The organism is Streptomyces sp. NPDC030021, assembly GCF_055574035.1.
The window spans coordinates 1-19,003 of the sequence record NZ_JBVIAH010000010.1 but is presented as its reverse complement, the minus strand read 5'-3'; the positions used below and the strand labels follow the sequence as shown (position 1 = coordinate 19,003).

At 72.2% G+C, this 19,003-nt stretch carries 16 protein-coding genes; 12 read left to right on the top strand and 4 right to left on the bottom strand.

The genetic code is table 11. From position 1 onward, the window contains the following. Positions 1-154 precede the first annotated feature (154 nt). Positions 155-703, bottom strand: coding sequence for a cysteine dioxygenase (locus ACZ4YL_RS20730; protein ID WP_468118230.1), 549 nt, complete (start codon positions 701-703; stop codon positions 155-157). A 629-nt stretch (positions 704-1,332) separates the two neighbouring features. On the opposite strand from ACZ4YL_RS20730, the gene ACZ4YL_RS20725 reads away from it, so the two are divergent. From ACZ4YL_RS20725 to ACZ4YL_RS20715, 3 genes are all read left to right on the top strand, one after another. Next, positions 1,333-1,596 (top strand): WhiB family transcriptional regulator, encoded by a 264-nt coding sequence (locus tag ACZ4YL_RS20725; protein ID WP_003983763.1) that lies wholly within the window; start codon positions 1,333-1,335, stop codon positions 1,594-1,596. Between the two features lie 322 nt (positions 1,597-1,918). Next, entirely contained in the window at positions 1,919-5,572 is a 3,654-nt protein-coding gene (locus tag ACZ4YL_RS20720) for a glycosyltransferase family 2 protein (protein WP_468118229.1), read from the top strand. Continuing rightward, positions 5,569-7,053, top strand: a complete 1,485-nt coding sequence (locus tag ACZ4YL_RS20715; RefSeq protein WP_468118227.1) for a DUF5719 family protein — start codon at positions 5,569-5,571, stop codon at positions 7,051-7,053. The genes ACZ4YL_RS20720 and ACZ4YL_RS20715 overlap by 4 nt, the downstream gene beginning before the upstream one ends. 45 nt (positions 7,054-7,098) lie before the next feature. Here ACZ4YL_RS20715 and ACZ4YL_RS20710 read toward each other — a convergent pair whose 3' ends face one another. Beyond that, complete coding sequence (locus tag ACZ4YL_RS20710) at positions 7,099-7,578, bottom strand: metallopeptidase family protein (protein ID WP_468118226.1); 480 nt, start codon at positions 7,576-7,578, stop codon at positions 7,099-7,101. Positions 7,579-7,668: 90 nt separating this feature from the next. On the opposite strand from ACZ4YL_RS20710, the gene ACZ4YL_RS20705 reads away from it, so the two are divergent. The 6 genes from ACZ4YL_RS20705 (at position 7,669) to ACZ4YL_RS20680 (ending at position 13,393) form a co-directional block, all read left to right on the top strand. Continuing rightward, entirely contained in the window at positions 7,669-8,043 is a 375-nt protein-coding gene (locus tag ACZ4YL_RS20705) for a DUF3499 domain-containing protein (RefSeq protein WP_266595834.1), read from the top strand. A gap of 79 nt (positions 8,044-8,122) precedes the next feature. Further along, complete coding sequence (locus ACZ4YL_RS20700; protein WP_468118225.1) at positions 8,123-9,493, top strand: phosphomannomutase/phosphoglucomutase; 1,371 nt, start codon at positions 8,123-8,125, stop codon at positions 9,491-9,493. Between the two features lie 307 nt (positions 9,494-9,800). Next, positions 9,801-9,986 (top strand): Trm112 family protein, encoded by a 186-nt coding sequence (locus ACZ4YL_RS20695; RefSeq protein ID WP_030015246.1) that lies wholly within the window; start codon positions 9,801-9,803, stop codon positions 9,984-9,986. Between the two features lie 82 nt (positions 9,987-10,068). Next, a complete protein-coding gene (locus tag ACZ4YL_RS20690; protein WP_468118224.1) occupies positions 10,069-11,202 on the top strand; it encodes an SIS domain-containing protein in 1,134 nt (377 codons plus the stop codon). 37 nt (positions 11,203-11,239) lie between these two features. Beyond that, a complete protein-coding gene (gene manA, locus ACZ4YL_RS20685) occupies positions 11,240-12,397 on the top strand; it encodes a mannose-6-phosphate isomerase, class I (RefSeq protein ID WP_468118222.1) in 1,158 nt (385 codons plus the stop codon). Positions 12,398-12,469: 72 nt separating this feature from the next. Then, positions 12,470-13,393, top strand: coding sequence for a cation diffusion facilitator family transporter (locus ACZ4YL_RS20680; protein ID WP_468118220.1), 924 nt, complete (start codon positions 12,470-12,472; stop codon positions 13,391-13,393). Positions 13,394-13,466: 73 nt separating this feature from the next. Here ACZ4YL_RS20680 and lepB read toward each other — a convergent pair whose 3' ends face one another. Next, on the bottom strand, positions 13,467-14,123 hold the full coding sequence (gene lepB / locus ACZ4YL_RS20675; RefSeq protein WP_468118219.1) for a signal peptidase I: 657 nt from the start codon (positions 14,121-14,123) through the stop codon (positions 13,467-13,469). A 373-nt stretch (positions 14,124-14,496) separates the two neighbouring features. Between lepB and ahcY the strand changes: the two genes are divergently transcribed. Next, positions 14,497-15,933 carry an adenosylhomocysteinase gene (ahcY, locus tag ACZ4YL_RS20670; protein ID WP_468118217.1) on the top strand — a complete coding sequence of 479 codons (1,437 nt, stop codon included), beginning with the start codon at positions 14,497-14,499 and terminating at the stop codon, positions 15,931-15,933. Positions 15,934-16,031: 98 nt separating this feature from the next. Continuing rightward, positions 16,032-16,652: a hypothetical protein gene (locus ACZ4YL_RS20665; RefSeq protein ID WP_468118215.1), complete on the top strand. Its 621-nt coding sequence runs from the start codon at positions 16,032-16,034 to the stop codon at positions 16,650-16,652. 4 nt (positions 16,653-16,656) lie between these two features. Here ACZ4YL_RS20665 and ACZ4YL_RS20660 read toward each other — a convergent pair whose 3' ends face one another. Then, on the bottom strand, positions 16,657-17,565 hold the full coding sequence (locus ACZ4YL_RS20660) for an RDD family protein (protein ID WP_468118213.1): 909 nt from the start codon (positions 17,563-17,565) through the stop codon (positions 16,657-16,659). A gap of 115 nt (positions 17,566-17,680) precedes the next feature. Here ACZ4YL_RS20660 and ACZ4YL_RS20655 point away from each other — a divergent pair, with 115 nt between their 5' ends. Beyond that, positions 17,681-18,688: a stage II sporulation protein M gene (locus tag ACZ4YL_RS20655; RefSeq protein ID WP_382550974.1), complete on the top strand. Its 1,008-nt coding sequence runs from the start codon at positions 17,681-17,683 to the stop codon at positions 18,686-18,688. Positions 18,689-19,003 lie beyond the last annotated feature (315 nt).

The window sequence follows — 19,003 nt, the reverse complement described above, 5'->3', positions numbered from 1 at the left end:
GGCTGTCATTGAGGGGTGGTGGTCGGGCGACGGGTGGGACTGTCAGCCGGAGGCTGTCATTGAGGGGTGGTGGTCGGGCGACGGGTGGGACTGTCGGCCGGAGGCTGTCGTCGAGGGGTGGAGGTCAGGCCGATCGGGGCCCGGCCGGTCGAGGTCAGGCCGGTACGGACGCGGATTCGGCCGGGGAGCAGCTGTGCATCGGCATCTCGGTCAGGCCGGGGAAGTAGACGTGCAGGCTGACCGCGCCGTCGAGGGTGTCGTTGACGACCTCGTGGGCGTAGCCGGGGGCGAAGACGCGCTGGGTGCCGGGGCGGTGGGTGTTGCGGCCGCGGGGGGTGTGCTCGGTGAGCTCGCCCTCCAGGACGGTCATGACGCCGGAGGAGGCGCCATGGTCGTGGAGGCCGCTGCCCTGGCCGGGGACCCAGCTGAGCAGCCACACCTCGTAACCGGGGCCGGTGCGCAGCCGGTGGTACCAGCGGGTGGTGGCGTCGTACTCGACGAGGTGCTCCCAGGAGGCGCGGTCCTCGGCGATGGAGCGGGCGAGCCCGGCGAACTCGGCGACGGTGGCCGGGTGTTCACGGGCGGGCTGGAGGAGGTGCTGGACGGCGAGGATGTCGCCGGCGATCTGGAGGTCGCTCTCGACCGTCGCGGGAGCGGCGGAGGTGGCGGATGCGGTGGGGGTGGCGCTGTTCGTGCTGTTCATCGTGGGGGGTACCTCGACGGATGTCAGTCGTGCTGGCGGTTGCTGCGGGGGTGGGCCGGAGCTCTGAGGAGCCGGGGCTCCGCGGGCATCAACAGCTGCAACAGCAACAGCGAACCTGGGCAGCGCACAGGAACCCACGAATGGGGGTCCGGGTGGCGGCTGCGGGCGCTGACATGCAAACAAGGAGAACGGCTCGGGGGCCTGACTGTCAACCCAATGTCCGGTTTGGTGTAAAAGTTTCACCTCATCCGGTTACCGTGCGCGGAGAAAGGTTTGTGCAGTGTGCGGCAGGGGATGTGGCGCTGTGTCGGCGCTCAAACCCGATCCCGACTTCCGTGACCTGAATGTGATCTGCGCCGCTTCTCCGGCCGGATCGCAACCCCGCCCGGAGGTGGCACGTGGAATACGGGTAAAGACGGCATCCTGTGGCGCCGGTGGCATGTGTCACGATTTTTGGCGATATGAACACTTTCTGCATAGGCTTGGTTCCGCAGAGTGAATAAGGGGCCCAATAGCAGATCTCGGCTTGACTGCCCCGGAGCCACGCACTTGTAATTTCACTCGTGTCGTTACGTAGCAATCAGTGACGGCATCGTCACGGGGACGCACAGACAGAGCGAGGGGCGCACATGACCGAGCTGTTTCAGGAACTGCTGGTCGAGGAGGCGGACGAAGAGCTCGGGTGGCAGGAGCGCGCTCTGTGCGCCCAGACCGACCCCGAGTCCTTCTTTCCCGAGAAGGGCGGCTCCACCCGCGAGGCCAAGAAGGTCTGCCTCGCCTGCGAAGTCCGCTCCGAATGCCTTGAGTACGCCCTCGCCAACGACGAGCGATTCGGCATCTGGGGCGGTCTGTCCGAGCGGGAACGCCGCCGCCTGAAAAAGGCAGCGGTCTGAAACGGCCGACGCACCACCGGGCAGGCACCTACCGCACATCGCACGACATATCGCACGACATATCGCACGACATATCGAACGCACCACGGAACGCACCACGGAACGCACCGCAGCACGCACCACAGAGCGCACATCGACGCATGACGGACAGTGCGCCGAACGGGACGACGAGCGCGACACACAGCACGGCACACGGTCCGCCTCCTGCACCTTCCCCGCAGGAGGCGGACCGCTGTCGTGGCAGCCGTTAGGGTGGGGCGCTGTCCAGCAGCCTCCGAGGGCACACCACCCCCGGACCCCCGGCCGGAGGGCCCGTACCGCGATGTCCCTGCACAGCCAGTCGACGGCCTCCTACCAGGCCCCAGCCACACCCGAGTTCCCCCGCCACGTCGTCACCGCGGTCCTCGTCGCCCATGACGGCGCCCGCTGGCTGCCCCGGACACTCGCCGGCCTCCTCGGCCAGGAACGCCCCGCGCAGAACCACATCGCCGCCGACACCGGCAGCGCCGACGACTCCGCGCGCCTGCTCACCGAAGCCCTCGGCGACGACCACGTCCTGCACCTCGCCCGCCGCACCGGCTTCGGCACCGCGGTCGACGAAGCCGCACGCTCCGCAGGCACCCTGAGCCCCGAGGACCTCCCGTACCTCAAGCGCCCCAGCGGCTGGGACCCCGTCAGCCGCACCTGGCGCGACGACACGTACGACCTGCCCGACCTCCCCCACGGCGAACCCGTCCAGTGGCTCTGGCTCCTGCACGACGACAGCGCCCCCGAAGCCGACGCCCTCACCGAGCTGCTCCGCGTCGCCGAGGAAAACCCCGACGCCGCCGTCATCGGCCCCAAACTGCGCGGCTGGTACGACAAGAAGCAGCTCCTCGAAGCCGGCGTCACCATCGCCCGCAGCGGCCGCCGCTGGACCGGCCTCGACCGCCGGGAACAGGACCAGGGCCAGCACGACCAGGTCCGCCCCGTCCTGTCCGTCTCCACCGCCGGCATGCTGGTCCGCCGCGACGTCTACGACGAGCTCGGCGGCTTCGACCGGCGCCTGCCCCTCATGCGCGACGACGTCGACCTGTGCTGGCGCGCCCAGAGCGCCGGCCACAGCGTCCTCGTCGCTCCCGACGCCGTCCTGCGGCACGCCGAGGCCGCCGCCCGCGAACGCCGCACCGTCGACTGCGCCGGACGCACCACGGCCGGCCCGCACCGCGTCGACAAGGCCGGCGCCGTCTACACGATCCTCGCCAACAGCTCCGGCCGCGCCCTGCCGTACGTCCTGCTGCGCGTCCTGCTCGGCACCGTGCTGCGCACCCTCGCCTACCTCATCGGCAAGGCCCCCGGCCAGGCTGTCGACGAACTCACCGGCCTGCTCGCCACCCTGCTGCGCCCCGGTCGGCTCCTCGCCGCCCGCAAGGCCCGCCGCCGCCCCGCCGTCCCCGCCGCCGAACTGCGCCCGCTCTTCCCCCCGCCGGGAGCCTCTCTGCGGGCCAACGCCGAACAGCTCGCCGGCTACTTCGGCAGCGACCGCGACACCGCCGCCGCCCCCGCGGGCCGGCACGGCGGAGGCAGCGTCCTCGACGCCCCCCGCGAAGACGGCGACTACCTGGTGGAGACCGAGCGCTTCGCCCGCCTCAAGCGGCTCGCCCGCAACCCCGCGCCCCTCCTCCTCGCCCTCCTGGCCGTCGTCTCCCTCGCCGCCTGCCGCGCCCTGATCGGCGGCGGCTCCCTCATGGGCGGCGCCCTGCTGCCCGCCCCCGGCAGCGGCTCCGAACTCTGGGCCGCCTACACCGACGGCTGGCACGCCGTCGGCACCGGCTCCACCGCCTCCGCGCCGCCCTACCTGGCCGTCCTCGGCACCCTCGCCACCCTGCTGTTCGGCTCCACCCAGGCCGCCCTGACCCTGCTGCTCGTCGGATCCGTCCCGCTCGCCGGCCTCACCGCCTACTTCGCCTCCCGGCCGCTCGTCGAATCCCGGCTGCTGCGCGCCTGGGCGGCCACCGCCTACGCCTTCCTCCCGGCCGTGACCGGAGCCCTCGCCGGCGGCCGCCTCGGCACCGCCGTCCTCGCCGTCGTGCTCCCCCTCCTCGCCCGCTCCGCCGTCGCCGCCTTCGACCTCGCCGACGGCGCGGAAGCCACCGACCGGCGGGGCGGCCGGCGCGCGGTGTGGACGTACACGCTGCTGCTCACCCTCACCACCGCCTTCACCCCCGTCGTATGGCCGCTGGCCGCCGCCCTCGGGACCGGCGCGCTGGTCCTGCGCCGCGCGCACTGGAAGGCGTACGGCCTGCGGCTGCTCGCCACCCTCGCCGTCCCGCTCGCCGTGCTCGCCCCCTGGTCACTGGGCCTGCTCACCCACCCCGGCCGCCTCCTGCACGAGGCCGGACTGCCCTACGGAGCCGGCTCCGCCGACGCCCTCGGCCTGCTCGCCATCAGCCCCGGCGGCCCCGGCACCGGCGCCGGACCGGTCCTCGCCGGCATCGTGCTCGCCGCCCTGGCCGCCCTGCTGCGCACCGACCGCGCCTTCGCCGTCCGCACCGCCTGGGCCGCAGCCCTGGCCGGACTGCTCCTCGCCGTCGTCCTCAACCGCACCGCCTGGGCCGGACCCGCCACCCTCGTCTACGGCCTCGCCCTGCTCACGGCCGCCGCGCTCGGCGCCGACGGAGCCAGGGAACGCGTCGCCGCCCGCAGCTTCGGCTGGCGCCAGCCGCTGGCCGCCCTCATCGCCCTGGCCGCCGCCGTGGGCCCGCTGGTCGCCGCCGCCACCTGGATGCTCGCCGGCGCCGACGGCCCGCTGCAGCGCCGCGACCCCGTACAGGTCCCGGCCTTCGTCGCGGACGCGGGCGGCGACGACAACCAGACCCGCACCCTGATCCTCGACCTGGACCCGCCCGCCACCGTCTCCTACAGCCTCGTGCGAGGCTCCGGCGGCCGCATCGGCGACGCGGAGGTCACCGCCCGCACCGGCGGCGACGCCCGCCTCGACAAGGTCGTCTCCAACCTCGTCGCCGGCTCCGGCGCCGACCAGTCCAGCCAGCTCAGCGCCTTCGCCATCCGCTTCGTGATGTTCCGCCCCGGCGGCCCCGAGGAGATCCGACGCGTCCTCGACGCCACCCCGGGCCTCAGCCGCCGCCACCAGCAGGACGGCACCGCCCTGTGGGGTGTCGAACCCTGGCTGCCGCGCGCGGTCATCGTCTCCGGCAAGCAGGGCGAGGCCCCGATCCCGGTCGCCGCCGGACCCGTCGAGGCCCACAGCAAGATCCCCGCCGGTGACGCGGGCCGCGTCCTGCGCATCGCCGACCGGGCCGACGAAGGCTGGCAGGCCACCCTCGACGGCAAGCCCCTCAAGTCCAAGACCCTCGACGGCTGGGCGCAGGGCTTCGAACTGCCGGCCGACGGCGGCCGCCTCGACCTCGTCCACGAGGACTCCCTCCTGCAGACCGCCTGGTACTGGGTCCAGGGCCTCCTCGCCCTGGTCCTGCTGGTGATGGCCCTGCCCGGCCGCCGCGCGGAACTCGACGACGACCTGCCGGACGAGGAGGCCGCGCTCCCGGACCAGCCCGGCCCGGGCGAGGCCGGCGAGGGCCGCCGCGCCCGCCGGCTGCGCGCCGAGGCCGAACCGGCCCCCGTACCGGTGGAGACCGCGGCGGTCGCCGACCCGTACGCGCAGATCCCGGCACAGCCGGTGTACGGCGACGACAGCTACGCGTACCAGGCGTACGGCGACCAGGGCGGCTACGCGTACGAGCCGCAGCAGCAGGCCCCGTACGACCAGTACCCGCAGTACGACCAGCAGGGCGGGCAGAGCGGTCAGAGCGGGCAGGCCTACGAGGACCCCTACCCGCAGCAGCCCCAGCACCAGCCGGTCCAGGACCCGGACCAGCAGCAGTACACGTACCCGTACGAGCCGTACCAGCCGTACGACCCCCACCACCCCCACGCACCGCACGACCCGCGTCCGGACGGGAGCCCCCAGCAGTGAAGCAGCGCGCACCCCTGACGCTGGCGGCGGTGACCGCGGCCCTGGCCGCCCTCACCGGCGTCGCCGCCCTCACCGCACCCGCCGCCGACGGGAAGGCGGCCGACGGCAAGGCGGCGGCCGCCGCCCGGATGCCGGTGGAGCGGTCCCTGCTGGTGTGCCCGGGGCCCAGCTCCTCGGACATCGCCGAGACCACGTACACGGCCTTCACCCCCGGCGCGCCCGCCGGCGAGGGCAAGGGCTCGGCCCGGCTGCTCGGCGCGACCAAGGACGCCAAGCCGGTACTGGAACCCAAGGAGCCGGGCAAGCCCTTCGGCGCCACCGCCGGCGGCGCCGACGCACCCGCCCTCACCGGCAGCGCCGACGGGATCCTCGCCCCCGGCTGGACCGCGCAGCTGACCACCAAGGTCTCGGTCGGCCGGACCCGTGGCGTGCTCGGCCTCGGCTGCACCGCACCCGGCACCGACTTCTGGTTCCCCGCGGTGAGCACGGCCAAGGGGCGCGAGGACTACGTCCACCTCACCAACCCCGACGACGCCGCGGCCATCGTCGACATCAAGCTCTTCGGCCCGGACGGTCCGGCCAAGCCCGACGCCGGCACCAGCGAGAGCATCCGGGTCGACCCCAAGTCCACCAAGACCGTCCTGCTGTCCACCCTGGTCCCGGGCGCCCAGCTCGCGGACGCCACCGCCCACGTGACCACCCGCGCGGGCCGGGTGGGTGCATCGGTGCAGGTCGGCGAGGAGGCGGTGGGCGCCGACTGGCTGCCGGCCTCCGCCGACCCGGCGGGCTCGCTCGTCCTGCCGGGCATCCCGGCGGACGCCGCCTCCGTACGGCTGGTCGTCTTCGTACCGGGCGAGGAGGACGCGGACCTGAAGGTGCGGCTGGCCGCACCCGGCGGCTCGATCAGCCCGGCGGGCAACGAGCAGCTGCACGTCAAGGCCGGTATGACGGCGGCCGTCGACCTCAAGGACCTGACCCGCGGCGAGCCCGGCTCGCTCCTGCTGACCCCCTCCGACCCCAAGAAGTCCGCCCCGGTCGTCGCGGCGGTACGGGTGGTCCGCGGCAGCGGCGCCAAGCAGGAGATCGGCTTCATCCCCGCCACCGGGCCGGTCGGAGCACGGGCGACCGTGGCCGACAACCGGCCCGAGGAGAACACCACCGTGCTGGCCCTGACGGCCCCGGGGGCCGACGCGAAGGTCAAGGTCACCGCCTCGCCGGGCACCGGCGGCGGTGAGCCGGCCTCCCAGGAGGTCACCGTCAAGGCGGGCACCACGCAGACGCTCTCCCTGGCCCCGGCGGGCGGCAAGGGCTCCTACGCCCTCACCGTCGAGACCCTCTCGGGCGGCCCGGTCCACGCGGCCCGCACCCTGTCCCTCCCGCACGAGGGCATCGCGATGTTCACCGTCCAGGGCTTCTCCGACGACCACTCCACGGTCTCGGTCCCCAAGGCCGCCCAGGACCTCTCCGTCCTGACCCGATGACGACCGGATGACGGAGCGCCCCCGGTACGCGGCAGCAGGACCGACTCAGTCCTGGCCGTACCGGGGGTCCACCGTCTCCGGCGAGAGCCCCAGCAGCTCCGCCACCTGCTCCACCACGATCTCGTGGATCAGCATCGCCTTCTCGTCGCGCGTCTTCGTACGGATCTCCACCGGCCGCCGGAAGACCACGATCCGGGCGGGCCGCCCCTCGCGCGACTCCGACACCGCGCCCAGCGGCACGGCCTCGTCGTTCCAGCCGCCGTCCGGACCGCCCGGCGGCCCGGGCACGTCACCGATCAGGAACTCCACCTCAGCCAGCTGCGGCCAGCGCCGCTCCAGCCGCTCCACGGAGTCCCGTACGAGGTCCCCGAACAGCTCCGACCGGCTCGCCGACAGCGGCACCTGAGGAGGGGCCACCGGACCGCGCATCCCCCGCCCGTGCCGGTCCCGCCGACGCGGGCGCGGCTCGGCTCGGGTCCCCGTGGGGGGCTCGGCGGGGCAGGGAGGAAGAGGGGTGTCGGTCACCCCCGCAGGGTAGCTCCGAGCACGACACGGGGGAGTGAGCGGCGGTGGAGTCGTCGCGGCCCGGTCAAGAGTGCGGTACCGTCCAACGTCGTGAGCCTTGTACGTCGCTGTTCGCGCACCGCGTGCGGCCGCCCTGCCGTCGCGACACTGACGTACGTCTACGCCGATTCGACCGCAGTTCTCGGCCCGCTCGCCACCTACGCCGAACCCCACTGCTACGACCTGTGCGCCGAGCACTCGGAGCGCCTGACCGCCCCACGGGGCTGGGACGTCGTGCGCCTGTCCGACGGCTCCGGGCCGTCCCGCCCCAGCGGCGACGACCTCGAAGCCCTCGCCAACGCCGTCCGCGAAGCCGCCCGCCCGCCCGGTCGCACGGCCGAGGCCGGCGGCCCCGGCCAGGGCGGCCCGTCCACCGGCGAGACCCGTCGTGGACATCTGCGCGTCCTGAGATCGCCCGATTCCTGACGCTCCGGTGGCCTGAAGAGCTGCTCCTGGTTCAGGGTAGGTTTTGCTGAACCGCACAGGACCTTCAGGAGGGCAGGCAGTGGCCGCAGATCTTTCGAACATCGTCAAGGCGTATGACGTGCGTGGCGTCGTGCCGGACGAGTGGGACGAGTCCCTGGCCGAGTTGTTCGGTGCCGCGTTCGTCGAGGTCACTTCCGCCACGGCGATCGTGATCGGCCATGACATGCGGCCGTCCTCCCCGGGCCTGTCCGCCGCCTTCGCCCGCGGCGCGGCCGCCCGTGGGGTGGATGTGACGCTGATCGGTCTGTGCTCGACGGATCAGCTGTATTACGCGTCGGGGTCGCTGGGTCTGCCGGGTGCGATGTTCACGGCCTCCCACAATCCGGCCAAGTACAACGGGATCAAGCTGTGCCGTGCGGGTGCGGCTCCGGTGGGTCAGGACACGGGTCTGTCGCAGATCCGGGCTCTGGTGGAGAAGTGGTCGGACGAGGGTGCCCCGGCGGTTCCGTCGGGCACGGTGGCGGGCTCGGTCACGGAGCTGGACTCCCTTCCCGGTTACGCGGCGCACTTGAAGGGTCTGGTGGACCTGGCGTCGATCCGCCCGCTGAAGGTCGTCGTCGATGCGGGCAACGGCATGGGCGGTCACACGGTCCCCACCGTCTTCGAGGGCCTGCCTCTTGATGTGGTCCCGATGTATTTCGAGCTGGACGGGACGTTCCCCAACCACGAGGCGAATCCCCTCGACCCGAAGAACATCGTGGATCTGCAGGCGCGGGTGCTGGCGGAGGGCGCGGATCTGGGTATCGCGTTCGACGGTGACGCGGACCGCTGCTTCATCGTGGACGAGCGGGGTGTGGGTGTGTCCCCGTCGGCGATCACGGCGCTGGTCGCGGCGCGTGAGCTGGCGCGCAACGGTGGTTCGGGCACGGTGATCCACAACCTGATCACCTCGTGGTCCGTCCCCGAGGTCGTCCGGGAGAACGGCGGCACCCCGGTCCGCACCCGCGTCGGTCACTCCTTCATCAAGGAGGAGATGGCGAAGACGGGTGCGATCTTCGGTGGTGAGCACTCGGCGCACTACTACTTCAAGGATTTCTGGAACGCGGACACGGGCATGCTGGCGGCGCTGCATGTGCTGGCGGCGCTGGGTGGGCAGGATGGTCCGCTGTCGGAGCTGGTGGCTTCTTACGACCGTTATGCGGGTTCGGGGGAGATCAACTCGACGGTCGCGGACCAGGCGGCCCGTCTGGCGGCGGTGAAGGAGACCTTCGGTGCGCGTGAGGGTGTCGAGCTGGACGAGCTGGACGGTCTGACGGTGACGGGTGAGGGCTGGTGGTTCAACGTCCGTGCCTCGAACACCGAGCCCTTGCTGCGGCTGAACGTGGAGGCGCGTGACGAGGCCACCCTGGCCAAGGTCCGCGACGAGGCCCTCACACTCATCCGCGCCTGAGGCGCTGCGGAGCCCGGCACCCGGGAGCCGGGCTCCGCCAAACCCAGCCTCGCCGGCGTGTGAGGCGCCGGTCCGGGCGGCACCCGGGAGCCGGGCTCGGCCCCATCCAGCCCCCGCCGGCGTTTGAGCAGGGGGCACCTCCCAGCGGTAGCTGGGGGAGGGTCCGGGCGGAGCCCGGTGCCCGGCGGAGCCGGGTTCCCCGGGGGCGCAGCCCCCGGGGCCCAACCCGCCCCCACGACACCGCACCGCCACGAACTCGGCGGTACGCTGACCTCGCCCCACCCACATGCCCGAAGGGAAACGCCCCATGCCGCTCGAAGCCGGCCTCCTGCAGATCCTCGCCTGCCCCGCCTGCCACTCGCCCCTTGAGGACAAGTCGGCCGACGAGACGGCCCCCGAGCTCATCTGCACCGGCCAGGACTGCGGCCTCGCGTACCCGGTCCGTGACGGCATCCCCGTGCTCCTCGTGGACGAGGCCCGCCGCCCCGCCTGATCCCTGCAACGCCGCACAGGCACACGCAGACGCTGAGACCGATTCCGCCACCCTGGATCCGTCAACACCGCCGGAGGCCGCCATGCTCGACGAGTCGCTCCTCGACGCACCGGACGATCTCGCCCGCGTCGACCGCCGGGGCCTGCTCCGCGGTGCGGCCGAGGCCGGAGCCAGAGTCCGTACCGCCGCCCGGCACGCGAGCGAGGCCGGTCTCGCCGAGCTGCGCCCCGACGGCCGCCCGCGCTCCGTCCTGATCGCCGGGTCCGGCACCGCCGCCACCGGCGTCGCCGACCTGCTCGGCGCCCTCGCCGGAGCCTCCGCGCCCGTCATCCGGCTGGATCCCACCGGCGTTGCCCACGCGGCCGGCGCGCTGCGCTGGGCCCTGCCCGGCTGGGCCGGACCCGTCGACCTGCTGCTCCTCGCCACCACCGACGGCACCGAGCCCGGGCTCGCCGTCCTCGCCGAGCAGGCGTACCGGCGCGGCTGCGCCGTCGTCGCCGTCGCCCCCGAGCGCTCACCGCTGAGCGAGGCGGTGGACGGCGCGCACGGGCTGCTCGTACCGATGGCCAAGGCCCCGTACCAGGAGTACGACGAGTCCGCCGCGGCCGGACCCGGCGCCCTGTGGGCCCTGCTGACTCCGCTGCTGCTGCTCCTCGACAAGGTCGGCCTGATCACCGCCGCCCCCGAGACCCTGCAGCTCGTCGCCGACCGGCTCGACCGTACGGCCGAACGCTGCGGGCCCGCCATCGCCACCTACTCCAACCCGGCCAAGACCCTCGCCGCCGAGCTGGCCGACTCCCTCCCGCTCATCTGGAGCGAGGGCACCGGCGCCGCCCCCGCGGGCCGCCGGTTCGCCGCCACCCTCGCCGAACTCGCCGGCCGCCCCGCACTGGCCGCCGTGCTTCCCGAGGCACTGCCCGCCCACGGCGTCCTGCTCGCCGGATCCTTCGCCGCCGGCGCCGACCCCGACGACTTCTTCCGTGACCGGGTCGAAGAGCCCCAGGCCCTTCGCGCCCGCATCGTCCTGCTGCGTGACCGGCCGACCGGTGGCCTCACCGCCGCCCCCGCCGCACGCGAGCTCGCCCACAGCCACGACACGGCGGTCAGCGAGCTCGAACCGGAGGAGGGCGTCGAACTGGAGCAGCTCGCCGAACTCCTCGCCGTCACGGATTTCGCCACCGCCTACCTGGCGTTGGCTTCCAGGGGACACAGCTGAGGCACTGAAGTACCCAGCTCTATCCAGGAAGACGACGATGGACCGCCTGACGAACACGATCCGCCCCTACGCCTGGGGATCCACCACGGCCATCCCCACGCTCCTCGGTGTCGAATCCACCGGTGAGCCCCAGGCCGAGATGTGGATGGGAGCCCACCCGGGCGCCCCCTCCCGCATCGACCGGGGAGCGGGCGAGCGGGCGCTCTCGGACGTCATCGCCGCCGATCCCGAAGGCGAGCTGGGCGCTGCCACCGTCGCCAAGTTCGGTCCCCGGCTGCCCTTCCTGTTCAAGATCCTCGCCGCCGGCGCCCCGCTTTCCCTCCAGGTCCACCCCGACCTGCTCCAGGCCCGGGCGGGCTTCGAGGACGAGGAGCGCCGCGGGGTCCCGATCGACGCGGACCACCGCAACTACAAGGACCCCAACCACAAGCCCGAAATGATCTGCGCGCTCACCGCGTTCGACGGGCTGTGCGGCTTCCGCCCGCCGCTGGAGGCCGCCGACCTCCTCGCGGGCCTGGACGTGGACAGCCTCAAGCCGTACGTCGACCTGCTGCGCGCGCACCCCGAAGAGGCCGCCCTGCGCGAGATGCTGACGGCCGTACTCACCGCGGACCGCGCCGAGATGGCCCACACCCTGCACGAGGTCGCCGCGGCCGTCACACGCCTCGGCGGCCGGTACACCCCGTACGCCACGCTGGTCCACCACTTCCCGGGCGACCCGGGAGTCATCGCGGCGATGCTCCTCAACCACGTCCGACTCCAGCCCGGCGAGGCGATGTTCCTCGGCGCCGGCGTCCCGCACGCCTACATCGACGGCCTCGGCGTCGAGCTGCTGGCCAACTCGGACAACGTGCTGCGTGCCGGGCTCACCCCCAAACACGTGGACGTGCCCGAGCTGCTGAAGATCGCGAAGTTCGAGCCGGGCGACCCGAACCTGCTGCGCCCCGAGGGCGACGGCGAGGAGGTCTACGAGACCCCCATCGACGAGTTCCGGCTCTCCCGCTTCCTCCTCGCGCCCGGCGGCGCCTCCCGCGTGCTCCCGCACGACACCCCGCAGATCCTGCTCTGCACGGCCGGCTCCCCGCAGGCCGGCGAACTGGCCCTGACCCCTGGCGAGTCGGTCTTCGTACCGGCGGGCGAAAAGGTCGAACTGACCGGAAGCGGGACGATCTTCCGTGCCACCGTGGTGGTCTGACGTAGCGTCCCTCCCACCGGCTGCAACAATGTGCGGCCGGTAGTCAGTGGCTAGGAAGGACACCCTGCACCCATGAGCGCGTCGGGCGGTACCAAGGCGATCGTGGCGGCACTCGCCGCCAACCTCGCCATCGCTGTAGCCAAATTCGTGGCATTCCTCTTCAGCGGCTCCTCGTCGATGCTCGCGGAAAGCGTCCACTCGCTGGCCGACTCCGGAAACCAGGGTCTGCTGCTCCTCGGCGGCAAGAAGGCCCAGCGCGAGGCGACGCCGCAGCACCCCTTCGGGTACGGGCGCGAGCGCTACATCTACGCCTTCCTGGTCTCCATCGTGCTCTTCACCGTCGGTGGCATGTTCGCCATCTACGAGGGCATCGAGAAGATCAACCACCCGCACCCGATCGAGGCCTGGTACTGGCCGGTCGGCGTCCTCGTCTTCGCGATCATCGCCGAGTCCTTCTCCTTCCGTACCGCGATCAAGGAGTCGAACGAGATCCGCGGCAAGCAGACCTGGATCCAGTTCGTCCGGCGGGCCAAGGCCCCCGAGCTGCCCGTCGTCCTCCTGGAGGACCTCGGTGCGCTCGTCGGCCTGGTGCTTGCCCTCGGCGGCGTCGGTCTCGCCCTGCTGACCGGCAACGGCGTCTGGGACGGCATCGGCACCCTGTGCATCGGCGTCCTGCTCATCGTGATCGCGATCATCCTGGCCGCGGAGACCAAGTCCCTGCTGCTCGGCGAGGCCGCCGGCATCGAAGAGATCGAGAAGATCAAGACCGCGCTCGTCGACGGGGACGTCGTCACCCGCGTCATCCACATGCGGACCCTGCACCTCGGCCCGGAGGAACTGCTGGTCGCCGCCAAGATCGCCGTCGAGGGCAACGACACCGCGACCCAGGTGGCCGACGCGATCAACGCCGCCGAGGCCCGCATCCGCGAGGCCGTCCCGATCGCCCGGGTGATCTACCTGGAGCCGGACATCTACCGCCCCGAAGCCGCCAAGTAGCCAAGTGGCCGTGAACGCCCGAAGGCCCCCGCGAGCAGCAGCCCGCGGGGGCCTTCGGGCGTGGCCGGGGCCTTCAGGCCCCCGGCGGCGGCACCAGCCCCGCGTACGCCGGGTGCACCGCGGTCGCCGCCGCCCGGCGGCGAAGCCGCAGCGAGACGGCGCCGAACAGCGCACCGGCGCACAGCACCGCGAGGCCGACGAGTGCCGCGGACCGCAGGCCGACGAGCAGCGGATCGCCCTCGTCGACCATCGTGCCGTTCACGTCCGACAGGGGCACGGTTCCGCTCTCCGAAGACTCGAACCGGAAGCGGGAGTCGGCGGAGTTGCCGCGGTTGTCGCCCAGCACGAACAGCCGGCCCTCGGGCACCTTCACATCGAACGCGGGCGACCCCGCCACCGGATCGCCGTTCAGGACGTACGGCTCGTCCAGCGGCTTCCCGTTCAAGGTCAGCGTCCGGTCCCCGGGCGTGTAGGCGATGTGGTCGCCGCCCACCGCGACCACCCGTTCCACGGACTGGTGCTGCTCACCCCAGGCCGCGGAGTCGAAGAGCACCACGTCGCCGCGGTTCACCTTGATGGCCAACAGGTTGAAGGCCGCCGACGATTCCGTTGCGAGGGTCGGCCTCATGTGCCCCCCCGGCACGACCTTCGTCGGCATGAAGAAGTACCCGCCCAGACCCCCGGTACAGCTCAGAAGCGCACCCAGCACCAGCAGCGCGACCGATGTCACCCCTAGCCGACGTCCCGCCACCCGTCCCTGCATTCCCATGCTCCCGCCCCTGCTGTGCTCGATCCGACGTGCGGCCGAACTGTACGGGCCGGTCGCGCCGGGCCCCCCGACGGGGTGTCACACCACGTGAGGGGCCCCGTCGGGGCGCCCGGAGGAAAGACGTGGCCAGTTCTCCGGCTGACTGGGGCAGACTCCGCCGATCGGTGTAGATTCGTGCCCAGTGTCAGGCGTCGCTGCTGATGGCGGGTCGGGCGGTCCCTGCGACCGGCCGAGGGGAGAGAGGACCCCCGACGGACTGTGCTCGGTGTCCCGTCCCCAGGACGGCGCACGGCCCAGCCGTACCCACCCTCTCGAACCATGAGGAGCAGCACCCATGGACTTCAAGGTCGCAGACCTCTCCCTTGCCGCGTTCGGCCGCAAGGAGATCACCCTGGCCGAGCACGAGATGCCGGGTCTGATGTCGATCCGCGCCGAGTACGCGCAGGCGCAGCCCCTGGCCGGCGCCCGCATCACCGGCTCGCTGCACATGACCGTGCAGACCGCCGTACTCATCGAGACCCTCGTCGCCCTCGGCGCCGATGTCCGCTGGGCCTCCTGCAACATCTTCTCCACCCAGGACCACGCGGCCGCCGCCATCGCGGTGGGCCCGAACGGCACCCCGGAGAACCCGCAGGGCGTCCCCGTCTTCGCCTGGAAGGGCGAGACGCTGGAGGAGTACTGGTGGTGCACGGAGCAGGCGCTGACCTGGCCGAACACCCCCACCGGCGGCCCGAACATGATCCTCGACGACGGTGGTGACGCCACCCTCCTCGTCCACAAGGGCGTCGAGTTCGAGAAGGCCGGCTCGGCCCCGGACCCGTCGACGGCGGACTCCGAGGAGTACGCCCACATCCTCACCCTGCTCAACCGCACCCTCGGTGAGTCCCCCCAGAAGTGGACCCAGCTCGCGTCCGAGATCCGCGGCGTGACGGAGGAGACCACCACCGGTGTCCACCGCCTCTACGAGATGATGTCCGAGGGCACCCTGCTGTTCCCGGCGATCAACGTGAACGACGCCGTCACCAAGTCGAAGTTCGACAACAAGTACGGCTGCCGCCACTCCCTGATCGACGGCATCAACCGCGCCACCGACGTCCTCATCGGCGGCAAGGTCGCGGTCGTCTTCGGCTACGGCGACGTCGGCAAGGGCTGCGCCGAGTCCCTCCGCGGCCAGGGCGCCCGCGTCATCGTCACCGAGATCGACCCGATCTGCGCGCTGCAGGCGGCGATGGACGGATACCAGGTCGCCACCCTCGACGACGTCGTCGAGACGGCCGACATCTTCATCACGACCACGGGCAACAAGGACATCATCATGGCCTCCGACATGGCCAAGATGAAGCACCAGGCCATCGTGGGCAACATCGGCCACTTCGACAACGAGATCGACATGGCCGGCCTCGCGAAGGTCGAAGGCATCGTCAAGGACGAGGTCAAGCCCCAGGTCCACACCTGGAAGTTCCCCGACGGCAAGGTCCTCATCGTCCTCTCCGAGGGCCGCCTGCTGAACCTCGGCAACGCGACCGGCCACCCGTCCTTCGTGATGTCGAACTCCTTCGCGGACCAGACCCTGGCCCAGATCGAGCTCTTCACCAAGCCGGAGGAGTACCCGACCGAGGTCTACGTGCTCCCGAAGCACCTCGACGAGAAGGTCGCCCGCCTCCACCTCGACGCCCTCGGCGTCCGCCTCACCACCCTGCGCCCGGAGCAGGCCGCGTACATCGGCGTCAAGGCCGAGGGCCCCTACAAGCCGGACCACTACCGCTACTGATCACCAACTGATCAACCGCGGACGTACCTGAAGCAGGCCCCCGGCACCCGTGCCGGGGGCCTGCCCCGTATCCCTCGACCCCGAGAAGAGTGCGCACCATGCCCCGCGGCCGCTACTCGCTCCACGACCCGCACGACCACACCCCGCTCGGCGAGGAGCACTTCCACTGCGCCCCCGGGCCCTCCGGCTGGCGCTACGTCTCCCAGCTCACCGGCCCCGACGGGGACCACCGCGGTTCCGTCGACCTGGCGATCGACGAGCTGGGCCGCCCCATCCGCATGGAGGTCAACGCCGCGAGCTGGCAGGTGCGCGGCGCCGCCATCGACGGCGTCACCTGGGTCCGGACCGACCCCACCGGCACCGAGGCCACCGAGGGCAACATCGCCGCCCCCGGCTTCACCGGAACCTCCCCGGCCTTCCTCATCGCGACGGCCCGCCTGCTGCGCCTGGCCCCCGGTGCCCCCGCCACCCGTGTCCGGCTCCTGGCCCTCACCGATCCGGTACTGGCACCGCGTACGGTCGACCAGGCCTGGGCCCTCGTCGCCCGCCAGGAACACCCCACGGACAGCGGCCCGCTGCTGGTGGACGAGTACCAGGTCAGCGCCCTGGACACGGGCGAGGTCCACACGATCCACATCGCCGGGGACGTGGTCCTCTCGGCCCCCGGCATCGAACTCGAACACCTGGAGACACCGCCCTCGGCCTTCGAGGAACAGTGATCCCTCAGGCGGGCGGCGCGAACCCGCCGGCGCGCGGAGCCTCGGCGGGCGCCACGGGCGCGGGAGCCACGTAGGGGACCGGCGCCACAACCGGCACCGGCACCCGCCCCGGTACGTGCGCGGGTGCGGGCCCGGCTGCGAACCCGGAACCAGGACCGGCGGCGGCCGGCCGGAACGCCCGTGCGGCGTCCCGCGACTGCCGTTCGTGCACCACAGCCATCAGGAACGCGGCGGCCGGCACCCCGGCCGGCGGCGGCGCCCCCGTACGCGCCACCAGATCGTCCGCCAGCCGCACCGCCATCGCGGCGCCCACCTGCGGATCCAGCTGGTTCATCCGCGTCAGGTACTGGCGTATCGCCAGCCACAGCCCGTCCGGCACCGCCGACAGATCCAGTCCGGTGAACCGCCCGGCCAGCCACGGCGGCGGCGGAGGCACCGGCATCACCCGGGTCCCCGGCACCCGCTCCCGGACCACCAGCGTCCCCGCGAACACGTCCCCGAGCCGCCGTCCCCGCGCCGACACCAGCGAGGCGATGCACGCGATCGACCCGAAGGTCAGGATCAGCTCCACGATCCCCATGGCCCCTCGCACCAGAGCGTGCCGGAACCGGATCGGCCCGCCGTCGTCCCGTACGACGCGCAGCCCGCAGGCGAGCTTGCCGAGCGAACGCCCGTGGGACAGCGTTTCCACCGCGATCGGCACGCCCACCAGGAACAGCAGGAAGGCCGCCACCGCCACGGCCGCCCTGGCGGCCTCGTCCAGCGAGGCCGTGGCCATGGTCAGCCCGACGGAGATGAGCACGTATCCGGTGACGTACACGGCCAGGTCCAGGAGGATCGCCAGCCCGCGGCTCGGCAGCCGCGCGGGCCGGAGCCCCAGGACGACAGCGTCCCCCGTCACCAGATCGCTCACCACAGCACCTCTCATGTGACCTGCCCCCCGCCCCTACGGCCTCCAGTCTGCCAAGCTGACCACACTAGGAATAGGCAGTGGCCAGGGGACCTGGGACAGGGGAGCGGCAAACCGGATGGATCTCGACGTCTTCGTGACCGCACACCGTGCGGAGTGGGAGCGCCTGGAGCAGCTCCTGGGCCGCGGCCGCAAGCTCACCGGCGACGAGGCCGACGAACTCGTCGCCCTCTACCAGCGCACCTCCACCCACCTCTCCCAGATCCAGTCCAGCGCCCCGGACCCGATGCTCACCGGCCGGCTGACCCAGCTGGTCGCCCGCGCCCGCGCCACGGTGACGGGCACCCGCCGGGCCGGCTGGCGCGACGCCGCCCTCTTCTTCACGGCGGGCTTCCCGGCCGCGGTCTACCGCAGCCGCCGCTGGTGGATACCGACGGCCCTGCTCTCCACGGCGCTCGGCGTGCTCATCGGCTGGTGGATAGCCACGCACCCGGAGGTCCAGGGCGCCATCGCGGCACCCGAGGACCTGAAGGCGCTCACGCAGCCGGGCGGCCAGTACGAGACGTACTACTCCAGCCACCCGGCGGGCTCCTTCGCCGCCCAGGTCTGGACGAACAACGCCCAGGCGGCGGCGATCTGCCTGGTCCTGGGCGCGTTCCTGGGGATACCGGTGCTCTGGATCCTCTTCCTGAACATGGCCAACCTCGGCGTCGGCCTCGGCCTGATGGCCTCCGCCGGCCGCCTCGACGTCTTCCTGGGCCTGATCCTTCCGCACGGCCTGCTCGAACTGACGGCGGTCTTCGTGGCCGCGGGCATGGGCCTGCGCCTGGGCTGGACGGTCATCGACCCGGGCCCCCGCACCCGCCGCGCGGCCCTCGCGGAACAGGGCCGCACCGCCCTCGGCATGGCCATCGGCCTCGCGGTGGTCCTCTTCGTCTCGGGTCTGATCGAGGGCTTCGTGACCCCGTCGGGCCTCCCCACCTGGGCCCGCATCACGATCGGTGTCGCAGCCGAGGTCGCCTTCCTGCTCTACGTCTTCATCCTGGGCGGCAGGGCCGCCCGCGCCGGCGACGTGGGCGACGTGGAGGAGGCCGACCAGACGGCGACCCTCCCGACCGCGGCCTGATGTGCGTACGAGCCTGTTGAGCTGCTAGTCTCCTCGTCGTCCCGCGAAGACCGTTGACACGGAGCGCGCGGGGAGGTAGATTAGAACGGTTGCCTCGAACTGGACAAGTTCGGCAGCGATGGTTTAAACTCTCTCTCGCCCCAAGAGGAATTGAATTCCAGTGGGGTACAGCCGACTCCTCATTCAGGAATCCGAAGCCGGGAAATCCGGTGGAGAACTTCTGATAGAGTCGGAACCGCCGGAAAGGGAAAGCGCGAAAGCGAAAACCTGGAAAGCGCCGAGGAAGTCGGACACGAAAGAGTCTGATAGAGTCGG

Excerpts from the sequence above, each read along its gene's own strand:
- ACZ4YL_RS20680 (WP_468118220.1), top strand. The coding sequence starts at position 12,470 with ATGAGCGCGTCGGGCGGTACCAAGGCGATCGTGGCGGCACTCGCCGCC.
- ACZ4YL_RS20665 (WP_468118215.1), top strand. The coding sequence starts at position 16,032 with ATGCCCCGCGGCCGCTACTCGCTCCACGACCCGCACGACCACACCCCG.
- ACZ4YL_RS20725 (WP_003983763.1), top strand. The coding sequence starts at position 1,333 with ATGACCGAGCTGTTTCAGGAACTGCTGGTCGAGGAGGCGGACGAAGAG.
- ACZ4YL_RS20730 (WP_468118230.1), bottom strand. The coding sequence starts at position 703 with ATGAACAGCACGAACAGCGCCACCCCCACCGCATCCGCCACCTCCGCC.
- ACZ4YL_RS20655 (WP_382550974.1), top strand. The coding sequence starts at position 17,681 with ATGGATCTCGACGTCTTCGTGACCGCACACCGTGCGGAGTGGGAGCGC.
- ahcY (WP_468118217.1), top strand. The coding sequence starts at position 14,497 with ATGGACTTCAAGGTCGCAGACCTCTCCCTTGCCGCGTTCGGCCGCAAG.
- ACZ4YL_RS20720 (WP_468118229.1), top strand. The coding sequence starts at position 1,919 with ATGTCCCTGCACAGCCAGTCGACGGCCTCCTACCAGGCCCCAGCCACA.
- ACZ4YL_RS20690 (WP_468118224.1), top strand. The coding sequence starts at position 10,069 with ATGCTCGACGAGTCGCTCCTCGACGCACCGGACGATCTCGCCCGCGTC.
- manA (WP_468118222.1), top strand. The coding sequence starts at position 11,240 with ATGGACCGCCTGACGAACACGATCCGCCCCTACGCCTGGGGATCCACC.
- ACZ4YL_RS20695 (WP_030015246.1), top strand. The coding sequence starts at position 9,801 with ATGCCGCTCGAAGCCGGCCTCCTGCAGATCCTCGCCTGCCCCGCCTGC.